The organism is Pantoea sp. X-Soil-TKNS-1280, from assembly GCF_059730475.1.
In genome coordinates, this window is the sequence record NZ_AP035966.1 from 192,385 (window position 1) to 207,041 (window position 14,657).

The following is a 14,657-nucleotide window of genomic DNA, read 5'->3' on the forward strand; positions in this document are numbered from 1 at the left end:
ACCCTAAAACTGCGGCGTCTCCGTCGTTATTACTCTATTGCCCCGCATGAGGGACAATGAATTAAAACCAAGTTATCTTATTCAGACACTCTACTGAATAACAAAAAAGCTCCCTGGCACCGCTAATAATACAGCCATGCTTGAAAGGGCTGGCGAAACATCCGATTTCTACGGATTAGAAAAGTGAGAAAACATCACTCATGATTATGGTTTGAATATTGACTCACTTTATAAATTAGAAAGCGATATTATTGTTATTAGCTACGGAGAATAGAAAGAATGTTTTCTGTATGTTGTTGCATCAATGCGACATCAGCTCGCGATTCCACATTCAAGCGAACGACTGGTTCCGTATTGGAACTGCGCAAATTAAAACGCCACTCTGAAAATTCCAGGCTGATACCATCAGTACGGTCCAGAGTTAAAGCACCTTCTTCATAGTGCTGCAGAACACGCTCGATTGCCTGCTGCGGTTGTTCCAGTACGCTGTTGATTTCGCCAGATGCCGGGTAAGCTTCCATGCGATCATTCACCAGCTGACGCAGCGATTGCCCTTTAACCTGAAGCAACTCAGCCACCAACAGCCATGGAATCATGCCGCTATCACAGTAGGCAAAATCTCGAAAATAATGGTGTGCACTCATTTCACCACCGTACACCGCATCTTCCTGACGCATGCGTTCTTTGATAAAAGCATGACCCGTTTTAGACATAACCGGGACACCGCCAGCACGGCTGACAACATCAATGGTGTTCCAGCTCAGACGCGGGTCATGGATGATGCGGGCACCAGGATCCTTTTCAAGGAAGGCTTCAGCCAACAGGCCAACAATGTAGTACCCTTCAATGAAGTTCCCTTCGCTATCAAACAGGAAGCAGCGGTCAAAATCACCATCAAACGCGATGCCCATATCAGCCTGAGAAGCGACTACAGCATCGGTAGTATCCTGACGGCACTCCGGTAACAGGGGGTTGGGAATACCATTGGGGAAATTACCATCTGGCTGGTGATGAACTTTAATAAACTCAATGGCGATACCAGCGTGTTTGAAACGTGCCTCTATGGCATCTACAACATGCCCTGCAGCACCGTTGCCGGAGTTGACCACTAACTTCATCGGCTTAGTAAAGTTATCCAGATTAATGTAGCTGAATAGCTTATCAACATAGGCATCCAGTACCGAAATGGTGGTATAGGAACCTGTTTTTTCCAGATCTACCGGTGGGAAGTCATTATCTTCCGCCAGGCGTTGAATATCCCGTAACCCGGTATCACCACTGATAGGTCTTGAACCTTCGCGCACCAGTTTCATGCCATTATAATCTAATGGGTTATGGCTGGCGGTGACTTCAATACCACCATCAACATTCAAATAGGATGTCGCAAAATAGATCTCTTCAGTGCCAGACAAACCAATGTCAATGACGTCTGTACCCGCATCCTGAAGACCTTTGGCTAAAGCGAGTTTTAATCCTTCACTGGTCAATCGTACATCACCGCCTACGACCATTTTTTTTGGTTTTAAATATTCTCCATAGGCACGTCCGATGCGATAGGCGATATCTTCATTTAATTCTTCGCCTAACTTCCCTCTAATGTCATAAGCTTTAAAACAAGACAATTTACCAGACATATTTCACCCCTAATTAGCAACGGCCATAATGATCTTTTGTTCGAATGATATCGTCCTCTCCCAAATAGGAGCCGGACTGTATTTCCAATAATTCGAGAGGGATTTTCCCAGGGTTTTCCAACATATGCTGGGCACCAATCGGGATAAACGTCGATTGATTTTCTGTCAGTAAATAAGTGCTATCGTCAATGGTGACTTTTGCCGTGCCAGAAAGAACCACCCAGTGCTCAGCACGATGGTGATGCATTTGCAGAGAGAACATTCCGCCAGGTTTTACCGTCACGCGGTTAACGTGATAACGCGGCATACTGACGACTTTGTCGTTTTTCCCCCAGGGACGATAAGACTCACGATGGACGCGATGTTCACCACGCTCGCTTTTCTTCAGGAACTCGACAACCTTCTTAACGTCTTGTACCTGAGACTTATCGATGACCAATACCGCGTCTTTGGTATTGATGATAACCAGATTCTCAACGCCGACCGCTGCAACCAGTTTCTCATCAGTATTGATATAACAATTGCTCGCATGATGAGTGAATACATCCCCCGTCAGTGCATTGCCCTGTGTATCTTTATTATTTACATCCCACAATGCTGACCATGAACCAACGTCATTCCAGCCTGCATCCAGTGGAACAACAATCGCATCATTGGTTTTCTCCATCACTGCATAGTCAACTGACTCATCCGGGCAGGCGATAAACGCTTTCTTATCGACGCGGATGAAATCTTGTTGGGCGTCAGTCTCAGAGGTAGCAATAGATTTCTGGCAAGCTTCAAGGATGTCTGGACGGAACTGGGCAATCTCTTCAAGGAAACGGCTGGCGCGGAACAGGAACATACCGCTGTTCCAGTAATACTCACCGCTTTCCAGATACTGAATTGCTGTCGGCAGATCCGGTTTTTCGACAAAACGCTGCACACGAAACACTGGAGCCTGGGGGCTGCCCATCATGCCGCCACGTTGAATGTAGCCATAGCCAGTTTCAGGCTCAGCCGCGACAATACCAAATGTCACCAGCTTACCCTGCTCAGCAAATGGGATAGCATCCTTGACTGCCTGGTGAAATGCCGCGCGGTCACCAATAACATGGTCGGCAGCAAGTACCAGCAGTAATGGATCCTCACCCTTTGACGCAGCACTAAGTGCAGCCAATGTAATTGCAGGGGCAGTATTACGCCCTACTGGTTCAAGAATAATATTGTTAGAAAGTTGATCGATATGGCGCAGTTGTTCAGCGACCAAAAAACGATGTTGTTCGTTACAGATAACTAATGGTTCAGAAACATCCAAACCATTTAAGCGGATAACAGTCTCCTGCAACATTGAATTTTCGCCATAGAGACGAAGGAATTGTTTTGGATAAAGCTCACGAGACATCGGCCATAGACGGCTGCCAGTGCCGCCAGCCATGATTACTGGAAGGATCATAATTTTCGTCTCAGCGTTAAACAGAATTGATTATATTAAAATAACCGAATACGAATATTCAGCGTATGAGGTTTATATCTTGTAGAAATTAGTTATTTATGCAACTAGAGCAGTTGAATTATTAAATCAGAAGTCTTAAAAAAATAATCATGAATGGCAACTATAAATTGGCATCATTATTTTTAAAGGCCTAATCGAAAGAAACATGGTTTACTGTGTGAGATTTCACCATCCAAGCTGAAAATGAAAATAATATTTATTTTTAGGTTTTCAAGATTAACTTTCACCCCCATGATAAATTTTTATGAGTAACCACAAAGAACTTGCCAGATTGTTCTTGTCGCAATGTAGACTTAGTTTTAGCAACAAAACCATTTAAATCAGGATTAAATAAGTTACCCTTTATGGATACTTTTTGATTCTCATTCAATGTATTAATAACAAACGCATAAGATTTAAATCCATTAAATGTATTACCCTGGACATCTATATTATTAAAACTCTCAGAAAAAGAATTTATTGTAATGACTTGCAACATATCATTCTTATTATTTAGCACCTCCATTTTATTTGAAACTAAAATTAAATTAGCGACATTATCAAAAGAAGTGCTATTCTCCAAATATTCTTGAGAATGATATAGCATTTCATTCCCGGAAAATAGAACACTAGCTAAACCTTTTAACCTTCCCATATCATTAGAAAAGGACTCAAATTTATTATTCCTTACTATTATGATTGCATCACTATTCAGACTTTTTCGGGAAGAGAAGCATCTGATAGATTTACCTTCCGATGCATCTAATACAACACTATTATTTTCAAATACAATCGGTCCAATTAGATGCTTATCGAGGTTGCCATAGATCATGCAAGCACCAGCATCGTTAAGTCGATTAAACATTTTAATGCCTGTACGACTAAAATACCCCCCAGATCTTTCAACTTTATTATTTTTATGGATTAAATTACCCATTGGTATGTTGAGTGCCTTCAACTGTTCACCGGTGGCAAAAATTGCCAATTCTCCATTTGCACAAAACCTAATCACATTTCCATCTGACACACAATTATTCCCACCTTCCCAATCAAGACCTACATCAGAGCAATCACTTATTGTGTTTCCAGTTGCAAGCACATTTTGAGCACAAGCACTCCAAATCCCACCTTCAACTTTAGATATTATATTATTTTTGACTAGCGTATCTTTAGAAAGCCATAGTTGCACCCCATGATATGATGAAGATAATTTATTTCCATCATAAACACACCCATGACTCATATAATCTAATATTGCCTGACCTCTTCCATTGTAAACCTTACTATTTTTTATAGTAACGTTATTCTTTTTCTCTACAAGAAAACCATTGTTTTTATGTCCTCCACCATTTATCACAACACCTTCAATATAACAGCCATTTCCAATCTCTAAAAGTTGACCCTGGTTATTCTTGCTACGCTCTGGGTCAGTGTTAACATCAGCCATTGCTGAGATAATAAACTTACTTGAACCAATCAATTTCGTGTTGTCAGCTAGTTGAGCCATACCTTTTGTGAAGATATCAACATCAATAACTTTATCAAGGTGACAGTTAGCGAATTTTTTAAATGCAATGGTGTCATCGTCTGATATTCCAACCATGCCGTAATCACTGGCTAATATTTTATTATCCAAGAGCACTCTTTTTAAGCGCTGACCACTGCTATTTATAAAACAATAACCTCCATCATCTGAAGACGTCTGATCGTTAAGATCAACTTTCAGTAATCCTCCTCCCTTGCTTGTTCCTTTATAATATTCTGCTAACAAAATCACTTGACCATGCTTTAAAGAATTAAGATTGCGTAAAGATGATACATCCGAACATCTTAAATCAACATGACTCTCAATTCCCTGACCAAATACCTGACTAGCCTTTATCAAAAACGGATAACATGCAGTTAATTTAATTATTCTCCTTCTACTCATTTTCGCCAACATATTACATCCTTCCATCAAGAATTACGCCTGGTTGAAAAGTAGTCATGCCTGGATATCAAGCATAATATCGCCAGAAAGAAAGGGAACAAAGAATTAACAGGGAACACCACCTCAAGAGGCAAGTTTATCCCACCAAAAAAGATCGATAAGCAGAACGAAAATGAGCAAAGCCCCAATATATAAGCAGGTTCTTTTTTAAGATATTTATAATATTTTTTATTTTTCAGTAGGTGTTTAATAAACCCAAAAAGAATAATGATAATCATAAAATATATGACTAACGCAACAAAAAAACCGAAATTAAGTAAAATATTGACATAAGCACTTTCTGCTATCCATCCCGGAGGGTTGTATCCTAATACATCCAACACACCTATATTACTTAATGCACTAAATAAATTTGCATGCTGATCAATTGAACCTTGCTTCGTTGAAATTACGCGCTGAACTATTGGCAACTGAGATATAAATATAACACCTGCCATACCTAAAGCTAAAGAAAACCAAGCTGCAATCAACTTATAAAAACTAATCGGGGTACTAATTATAATAACAACAAATATGGATAAAATAACCGCAGCCATACCTGTAAAACTAATCGTCAACAGCAAGTTAATAAAATACAATGCATAAAAAGCAACTTTTTTATACCCGGCATATGACATTCCAATAAAGAATAATGCCGACAATAAAAATGCATATCCATTAGGATCATCTTGTAATGAACCAAATCTGACTGATACAGAACCTTCATACGCAAGCGCTGGAAGTCTATCAAAAATATAAAACAGCAAATATTGAATGATATCTACTATCAGAAAGATCCATGTTGATACCTTGATCACCTTAAAAACTTTAATAAAAAACTCATTGCGATCAAAACGACCAAGTATAATAAATACAAAAATGGGGAAAAAGAATATTGACTCGAAAGCATATGGGTCATGAGACAGAATTGTTATTGCAACTCCGTATAAACAAAACAGCAACGACAATATAATGAATCCTGCATTGCCCCCTCCTCCGTATTGAACTGAAATCCCAGCTGGTTTGATTTTGTGTTTCTGCATTGTAACCCAAAACACCATCAGCCCAAAAATTGCTAGTATGATTAGATATTTCCCACTTGATAACCAAATTGGCGTATCGGAGTAAGTCGGAGAAGTCCTTGCATTGTTTATTTTAAATATATATCTATACGAATTATAATAAAACGCAGTCAAAAGATAGAAAAGCACCAACCTTATCATAATCTTCTCTAGTGATGAATTTTAGGGTAGAAAGAGATTAGCAAATTTCACACTAGCCACTTAGTACATTAGACATTGATTTTTGAAATCACACTTTCTATTTTTTCAACAGTTTTATCCCACGTATATAACTTAACATGATCTAGCCCTCTCAATGAAAGCTCTCGCCTCAACTCTAAGTCAGAAAACAGTTTATTTATAGAATACGCAATATCCTCCACTTTCATGGGGTCAATTAATAAAGATGCATTAGCAGCAATCTCTCCCAACGAAGTTGTACTAGATGCTATTGTTGGCACTCCGCAAGCCATTGCTTCAATGACTGGAAGCCCGAACCCCTCATAAAGAGATGGCATAATCAAACCAACTGCGCCGCGATAATAAGACGGTAATTCACTATCTTTGATAAAACCTGAGAATATGACACGGTCTTGCAGATTTAATTTATTGATATGATCAATCAATTCAGGAGTAGAGTTTCCCGATAGCAATAGTTTAATATTCGTATCCGTATCGACCCTTGCGAAGGCCTCAATCAGGCGAAACTCATTCTTATGAGCCTTTCTATTGCTCACACAAAAGAGGTATTCATAGCCAGGTTCATAAGGTTTCACCTCTGGTGTAAAATCATTCGAAACACCATTTCCTACTACTATAACCTTCGACTTATCAACTCCAGACCAGTCGACAATCCTATTTTTCGAAAACTCAGAAACAGTAAGTATAACTAAGGCTTTTTTGCAACCTCGTTTAAGTATTAAATTATAATACATCCTTTTTAGTAAACTTGAATTCCCTGGAGTATCAATGTGATTTAGATCATGTATTGTTATAATAGATCTATTTGCAGCAATAAATTGCGCATTAAACCCAGGCGTAAAAAAAATATGTCTGGTAAACATAAGCGTCCAACCTGTTACAAACACATCAAAAACACTGGTAGGCTTAAGTTTTGCGTTAAAATATCTATCAAATTTAATTCTTTTAGTAATTTCCGTAGAGAATCGCCCAATTCCGTGATTACCTTGCCAACGCAAATCGTAAATAATTTTCTTCACTCACCCTCCCAAGTACCTTTGGTATAAGTTACATCAACAAGTCAGACCATTGGTTGATAATATTTTCAGTTCTGAATTCTTTCAAATTAAAGTTGAACTTAATCTCTCCATTAACATATTTATTTATTATTTCAACAAGTTCCAATTCATCATCAAATAAAAAGTCATTATTATCGGAAAGTAATTCTGGTATACCGCCAACCTTCTTACCTGCAACAGGTACATTCCTACCCATACTTTCAATCAAAACTCGACCAAATGGCTCATTCCATTTCGATGGGACAATCAACATATCCAATCTATCTAGAAAATCATTGGCATTTGTGTTTCCGAGGAAACTACACTTTACACCAAATGATAACGCTATAGCCTTTAATTCATCTATATATTTTTCATCCCCTGTACCTGCAATTTCAACTTCAACCTTACTCCTAATATTCCGATCTATTTTTCCCAAGGCACTAAAAATGATATCAATACCTTTAGTTTTATGAATCCGCCCCAAATATCCAATCCTGACGATATCTTTTTCGAACCCATTATATACCCTTTTCTCAAGAACAGGACCGAGGCAAATGTTGTAGATAACATGCTTTTTAGCATTAGAAAAATAACCATACCTTAAGTGTTCATCAGCTACAAAATGGCTAATTCCTACAACGTCATCAACGTAACTCGAATTAGCTCTCTTAGGTAACGTTATTGTCTTACAAAGAGCACATCTGGTTTTACAATTATCTTCCTTAAACATATTAGCATTTGGACAAAGCAAAGAATAACTTCTCAAAATATGGATATTTCTAATTCTCATTTTCTTTGAAATTTTCCATATAATCGATGAAACATCTTCTATTGTGCTTGTTATTAATATATCTGGATTAACTTCCGAGAGAATTCTCTTTAGCTCACCTTCTATAAAAATGTTATTAGAATCAACCAAGTGCCATGCAATCTTTTTTACCGAACCTACTTCTTTGTTTTGGAATGACCAATAGACATTTTTATGCTTTACTCTGTGCACCACCACACCATCTATTTCTTCTTTCCTTTCCCCATTGCTTATAGCCAGGATGGTCACATCAAAACCTAATTTAACCAGAGTTTCAGATAGTGTTTTGGTGGATATCTCTCCTCCACCGGCAATGTCTGGAAAATACGCTCTGCACGCGATTAATATTTTCTTCATTAACAACCACCACCTCTCATTAAAATATGTGGGCCTGACCTATGTAAAATAACGTGCACAGACCCACGAATTTTATTATGCTTCTGACTGTTTTTTATCAGAGTAATCGTAGCCATAATGATTATATCCATAACCATAATAACTACTTGCCTTTTTAACTATTCCGTTGAGAATACAGCCATTAACAAGCACACCACTCTGCTGAAAACGTCTTAAGCTAACCTCAATTTCTTTAACTGTATTTTGCTCAAATCTCGCAACCAAAAGTGATGTACCGGCAAGTCGTCCAATAATTGCAGCATCAGTTACTGCCAAAATAGGTGGGGTGTCAATAATTACCAAGTCATAGTTTTCAGATGCCCAACTTAATAACGCTGAAAATTTAGGATGCATTAAGAGCTCCGCCGGATTCGGAGTGACTTTCCCACGAGGGATAAAGTCGAATTTTGCGCTTGCAATTCTTTTAATGCTGCTTTCAAAACTAGAGTCTGAGGAAATAAGTTCTGAAAGGCCACGTTCATTATTTACCTTTAACATTTTATGCGCGATGCCCTTACGCATATCTCCATCAATGAGCAATACTTTTTTGTTAGCCTGTGCTATGACTGCAGATAAGTTCCCACTGACGAACGACTTACCTGCATTAGGACTTGGTCCTGAAATCATTAGTACGTTGTTTGATGAGTCCTGCAATGTGAAATAAATGCTAGTTCTCAAACTTCGTAATGCTTCTATCGATATATCGGCTGGGTTGTCTACAGCTAAAAAGCTTAGATTCCCTTCGCTTTTACCTTTAGACCTTCTAACGTAATTCGTGTTATTAGTCTTCATCAGCCAATCTGAAATTGGGATACTTGCGTACACACTAATCCCGAGACTTTCAAGTTGCTCCGGGGATTCGACACCTCTATGAAAGAATGATTTAAACAATACTACGGCAATAGAAACAAAACCACCAAGTATTAAGCTCACTGCTATGACGATTATTTTTTTCGGCTTGACTGGTATTGGTGCAGTGACTGAATGGTCAATAATTCTGACATTGCCTATCGCACTCGACTTGGCAATTTCTAATTCTTGTTGTCTGGTTAGAAGCTGCATATAAACAGCTTTCCCGGAATCAACATTTCTGCTGAGTCGAATAACCTCCTGTTGTGTTGAAGGCATTGATGATACTTTTTTATTTAAAGCATCTCTCTCTTTTTCAAGAGTTCCTCTCTTCTCCAACAAAGCTTTGTATGTCGGATGGTCTGGTGTATAAAGCTTTGATATCTCAGCCTCACGAAAGGTTAACTGATTTAGCTGATTGTCAACGTTAACTATCTGGTCAAGTACAGATTTAGCTTCCAGAGGCAGGTCAATTGAATCCTTTTGTTTACGATAGGCATTCAATTTATCTTCCGCGTCATCAAGATCGGAACGTACTTTCGGAAGTTGTGTTTGTAAGAAATCCAGGCTTTTTGCGTCCTGTGCTGCTTCTCTTTCAATATTTTGGTCAAGATAGTTTTGTATAATGCTATTTAGTATTTCTGAGATTTTGACAGGATCTTCTCCTGTCAAAGTTAGTGTTAGCATCCCAGTATCTTTGCCTTCATCGGCTACAACCAGTCTTTTTAGTAAATCATTTATCGCCAAGTATTGACTTTGATAGTTAATAGTAAAACTTATTCCCGGACTCGCATTTATTGCATCGACGAGGATAGTGACTTCTGGCTTCTGCAACAGTTCCCCAACGACACCAGTGTATTCAAAAGATTTCCCACTTACTTGGTAAGTTGATTTATCAATAACTTTCAGTGTTACTTCCTGTTTGTTACTTCCAATCTGTGGGATATATAAATTACTTACTTTCAGGCTTCCTTGCTCAGCACCTGTCAATCGCGCCCATCCTTTTCCAAAAATCGGGAAATAGTCTTGCTCAACTCCAGCTTGCAGGTTCAGGTCATCAACCGTTTTACCTAATACCATTCTGGATTGAATTAATGCTATTTCAGGCTCTGACTGTGGTTGCACGTCAGGTAAAACCTGACTTAAGTTTTCCAATATAGCATTCCCCTGCTTCTGCTCAACTTGAACAAGAGCATCGGCCTGATATATGGGAGTTGAAAAAAGAACATATAGAATAGCCACCACCACAAAAAGGCCAGTAATGATAGCTATCATCTTTTTGTGATCTAACAGCTCACCTATAATTCGACCCAGTGCAATTTCATCTGAGTCAGGTACTGAAGGTTTATTTATGAGTGCCGAGGTCATGCAATGTTTTCCTGAAAGTTATCAATTTAATTTCTTAACCCACTGCTGGCAGCATTGATTAATTAGCTGGTACACGTATTCAAATGCTTCATGGCTCTTTTGGTATGGGTCAGGTATTTCTTTTTGCCCCAACCAATGCCCCAAAAGCAGTACCTTTCCTCTCGCCTCTGGAGATACCTGACTAATTGATTCAATATGAGATTTTTCCATCACTAAAATAAGGTCATACTTCTTACCTAATGCGGACCTGAATTGTGTTCCTTTATGCCCGGCAAGAGACACCCCATGTTCTTCTGCAACAGCAACTGCTGAAGCATCTGCTTCATGATCAACTAAAGCGGCTAGACCAGCAGAGTCTATTTGCTTCCCTGGGATTAACTTCCGTAACAGCCTTTCTGCAGTGGGAGAACGACAAATATTCCCGGTACAAATCACAAGTATTGAATCAAACATAATCATCACCAATCTTTGATATAACGTGTGGCCTCGATCATGTCATGCACGCCGCCAATGGTTGGAACGAGCTGGGAGATAACACGGTTCCAGCGCACTACCGGTGCCGTTGTGACATAGACGATGTCATAAGGTTGCAGCTGGAATGCGGTACTCATCACCATTGCTGCTGCATCTTTTGCATTCAGCTGATAAATATTGGCAAGCTTGCCGTTTCCAGTGCTTCTGCTCAGCGGACGTATCACAAAAATGCCGGATGCATCTGCCATTTCCTGCGAGACCCCTTCTGCATTGCCCAGTGCTTCAGCAAGCGTCATACCACTGCGATCCATCTTGAGGGTGGATTGCTTGTTAACTTCACCCATGACAAACACTTTCAGGTCGTCATTACGCGGAACAAACAAAATATCGCCAGGAGTAAGTAACCGGTTCTGTCGTAAATCTCCCTGCTGCATTAATGCCTGCAGGGAGATCAGGCTATCTTTGCCATTGTGGGTTAATACCACGTTGCGCCAGTCTGCATCCGGGGCTAAACCACCCGCCGCGTTGATAGCATCCATAATGGTCAGTGGGATATTGCTAATGGCCTGCTGACCAGATCTCATCACCTCTCCGGTGACATAGGCTTTTTGCGAGCGGAACGCAGCGATGCTGATATCAACCTGTGGGCTCTCAATATAGGTTTTCAGTCGATCCGTAATGTCAGAGCGCACTTCATCGATAGTACGTCCGGCAACCTTCACCTTGCCAATATAGGGATAGAAGATGGTGCCATCGGTGTTCACCCAGTTGCCGGTATCACTGGCGCTGCGGTACTGACCCGCAGGGGTGGTCAACTCAGGGTGATCCCACACTGTCACCATCAGGACATCACCAATGCCGATGCGGTATTGGTAGTTCTTAATTTGTTCTTCCAGCTGTGGGTTTGCGCTGGACATCACTGTCTTCGGTTGCAGAGATTCAATCAGCTTCGGTGTTAGCGGGTACACCGTAACGAACTTGTCGATATCCGTATTAGAGTCTGTCTGCTCTACCACATCCTTGTTACTGGTGGATAAATATTGTCCGGGAACAATGGTGCACGCGGAAAGTAAAAAAACAGATACCGCGATAGCGGATAATCTGAAAGGCATTGTCATCATCATGAGCTGAACTATCATCCTATTAAAAACACGAAAATAAAGCCTCTTCATAAAGAGACTAAAGAGGCATATAAAATGGGAATGTCATTAACTCGCCCTTAGTAATCCATCCCTGATTGGTTACGTTCTTTTCCATAAAAGAGATTTCTGAATGATGAAATGTCTCTATGCAGCATATGTAAATTATTAACCTTAAGTTTTCTCAGGGCTGAGTTCTTTTGCGCACTGATTGTCTTCGGGCTAAGCCCGGACATCCGGGATATGCCGAGTATGTTCTCTCCTTTCAATAATTCGCTGAGTACGTCAATTTCCCGGGGGGTTAAGTACATAGTCTTTCTTTCGGCGATTAACTTATAGAGATTGTGATGCAGCGGTGTTAGTCCATGACTGAGCTGATAGCTCAAAACAAATGTTGTCAGACAATTTCCGACAAAAAATTTCTCATTAGAATAGATGCTTATATCTTTATACAGCCTGATGGTTTTCAGGTCTGAGCTTATCGCTATAGTTATATCCTGCAGTCCCTTTTCATGGACTCTTAAAGCTTCTCTTAACCCCAGCCTAAGGTAGTAATCATCGGAAATTATCCTCATATCTCTTTAACACCTACGCGATGCCCCCCAATGTAAATGACTATCTTCCGGTAGTGGTGGTGGTCGTGGTGGTGCTGGTGTTGCTGCCTCCATTGTTGCTTGATGCCAGAGCTATGCCCGCCAGCAGCCCAACAGCGGACACACCGATAACCACGCTGTTGCCTTGTGCAAAGCTTGTCGCCGTGTCACCAGCAGCAGCACCGGTGTTTTGTGTCGTTGTCGTATCGGCTGCATTCGCACTAAGGCTCAGCATGCCGGCTATTAACAATGTACTTATTGCTGTGATTTTCATATTTATACCTTCTTTATTGTTGAGGGAAGATTATTGGCTTTTCATCCAACTTCTATTCAAGCTCATTCGCTTGCTTTCAGACACGCTACCGCCCTTAGCTTACTGGCGCCAATGTCCTGAAAATTAAATAATCAACGCAACGGGCGCAGCTTCGCCTGCGCGAATCTGGCACAAAAATAATATGGGCAGAGAACTCCCGCCGCTTTGCTGTGAAAAGAAAATAAAAAAATAAGTAGGGTTATAATATGAATTTCTTATTTAGACTTTCGATATTCTCAAGAAGTACGCTTTTAAAACATCCACCTTGTATAGCTTTTATGTCCTTTGCGATTGTCTGGCATTGCTCTGAGCTTTCCAGGCCTTCGACAATAATAAACTGACAGTAACGCATGATGTTTTTGATAATGACCGGCCATATTCTTGAATGACTGTATAGCTTTAGAAAGTCACTATCGATTTTAACTGCGTCATAGAGATTCTCCTGTAACGCTCTCAGGCTTGCCTCGCCTGATCCTAAATCGCCCAGCCACAATCGGTAATTCTCCGCTAACTCCTGCAGTACCCGGTTGCTTCTTCCATCTGAAAGATTAGGAAAGCCTTCTGAAATCTCTAAACGTAAAAAGTGTTTTGATCTGGCTAACTCGGCGATTTCCTCATCCTGTATGAGGATCGCTGCCTTTTCAAAATCAATGTCGATGGAGCATAAAATATTATTATTTTGAAAATATGCTGTTTTTTGATCGATGAGCGTCAGCTGCTCCTTCAGCAGTTTCTTTTTCTGTGCTTTGCTCGCCTTCCCACCCTGCCATGAAAGCCACCCTGGTGAGGCGCTCTCTGTGCGTACCTTAACTGCCAGAACATTCCCTTCTCTGTCTACTATCGGTTCCGCTTCAATACCACTGATAACTTTACCTGTTAAGACTTCGCTGAGATTCATGAGAATGTTTTCCTTAACACACATCAGATGATTCTCATTCTATGATCACTATTACCAATCAATAAACAGTTTAAGATCGGTTTTATCTATGTTTTTACCTATCAAAAAACAGCCGTTGATCGATCAATCCTTTCTTAAAATGAATAAATAGAGGATTACTCCAGCTTATTAGGAGAAATCAGATGAATGATTGGATATTTGCTTATGTATCAGATGGATAAATTATGTGACGGGAAATTTTTTATGAAATACAACTGGATGTTAATGGTTCGATATCGATACCTTAACCTGGATGGCGCCGGAAGAGTGAGATGTTAACGAATTGTTTATTTTTCAGGTCAAACATGGCTTGAATTGCTGCCTAAATGACTGATTAGCTGTCGAAAACAAACACATTAGTAACATTGTGAAATCATTAAACTTTTTGCCGCTTCGTTAAA

The 14,657-nt window shown here is 40.0% G+C and carries 12 protein-coding genes; all 12 read right to left on the reverse strand.

All coding sequences use genetic code 11. The features are described 5' to 3' along the window. Window positions 1-257: 257 nt before the first annotated feature. The 12 genes from cpsG to AC6I8X_RS28200 all read right to left on the reverse strand — a co-directional run bounded on the left by cpsG (window position 258) and on the right by AC6I8X_RS28200 (window position 14,217). Window positions 258-1,634: a phosphomannomutase CpsG gene (gene cpsG, locus AC6I8X_RS28145; RefSeq protein WP_497841992.1), complete on the reverse strand. Its 1,377-nt coding sequence runs from the start codon at window positions 1,632-1,634 to the stop codon at window positions 258-260. Window positions 1,635-1,647: 13 nt separating this feature from the next. Then, window positions 1,648-3,069 carry a mannose-1-phosphate guanylyltransferase/mannose-6-phosphate isomerase gene (locus AC6I8X_RS28150; RefSeq protein WP_497841993.1) on the reverse strand — a complete coding sequence of 474 codons (1,422 nt, stop codon included), beginning with the start codon at window positions 3,067-3,069 and terminating at the stop codon, window positions 1,648-1,650. Window positions 3,070-3,352: 283 nt separating this feature from the next. Continuing rightward, window positions 3,353-5,050 carry a putative phage tail protein gene (locus AC6I8X_RS28155; protein WP_497841994.1) on the reverse strand — a complete coding sequence of 566 codons (1,698 nt, stop codon included), beginning with the start codon at window positions 5,048-5,050 and terminating at the stop codon, window positions 3,353-3,355. A 14-nt stretch (window positions 5,051-5,064) separates the two neighbouring features. Beyond that, entirely contained in the window at window positions 5,065-6,120 is a 1,056-nt protein-coding gene (locus tag AC6I8X_RS28160; RefSeq protein WP_497841995.1) for a hypothetical protein, read from the reverse strand. Window positions 6,121-6,368: 248 nt separating this feature from the next. Beyond that, on the reverse strand, window positions 6,369-7,358 hold the full coding sequence (locus AC6I8X_RS28165; RefSeq protein ID WP_497841996.1) for a glycosyltransferase family 4 protein: 990 nt from the start codon (window positions 7,356-7,358) through the stop codon (window positions 6,369-6,371). A gap of 28 nt (window positions 7,359-7,386) precedes the next feature. Then, a complete protein-coding gene (locus tag AC6I8X_RS28170; RefSeq protein ID WP_497841997.1) occupies window positions 7,387-8,544 on the reverse strand; it encodes a glycosyltransferase in 1,158 nt (385 codons plus the stop codon). A 75-nt stretch (window positions 8,545-8,619) separates the two neighbouring features. Next, window positions 8,620-10,800: a polysaccharide biosynthesis tyrosine autokinase gene (locus AC6I8X_RS28175; RefSeq protein ID WP_497841998.1), complete on the reverse strand. Its 2,181-nt coding sequence runs from the start codon at window positions 10,798-10,800 to the stop codon at window positions 8,620-8,622. A gap of 21 nt (window positions 10,801-10,821) precedes the next feature. Beyond that, window positions 10,822-11,253: an arsenate reductase/protein-tyrosine-phosphatase family protein gene (locus tag AC6I8X_RS28180; protein ID WP_497842025.1), complete on the reverse strand. Its 432-nt coding sequence runs from the start codon at window positions 11,251-11,253 to the stop codon at window positions 10,822-10,824. Window positions 11,254-11,258: 5 nt separating this feature from the next. After that, complete coding sequence (locus AC6I8X_RS28185) at window positions 11,259-12,395, reverse strand: polysaccharide export protein (protein ID WP_497842026.1); 1,137 nt, start codon at window positions 12,393-12,395, stop codon at window positions 11,259-11,261. Window positions 12,396-12,493: 98 nt separating this feature from the next. Then, complete coding sequence (locus AC6I8X_RS28190) at window positions 12,494-12,988, reverse strand: LuxR C-terminal-related transcriptional regulator (protein ID WP_208718180.1); 495 nt, start codon at window positions 12,986-12,988, stop codon at window positions 12,494-12,496. A gap of 40 nt (window positions 12,989-13,028) precedes the next feature. Next, window positions 13,029-13,280, reverse strand: a complete 252-nt coding sequence (gene yjbE, locus AC6I8X_RS28195) for an exopolysaccharide production protein YjbE (protein ID WP_497841999.1) — start codon at window positions 13,278-13,280, stop codon at window positions 13,029-13,031. 238 nt (window positions 13,281-13,518) lie between these two features. Then, window positions 13,519-14,217 carry an EAL domain-containing protein gene (locus AC6I8X_RS28200; RefSeq protein ID WP_299456353.1) on the reverse strand — a complete coding sequence of 233 codons (699 nt, stop codon included), beginning with the start codon at window positions 14,215-14,217 and terminating at the stop codon, window positions 13,519-13,521. Between the last annotated feature and the right edge of the window lie 440 nt (window positions 14,218-14,657).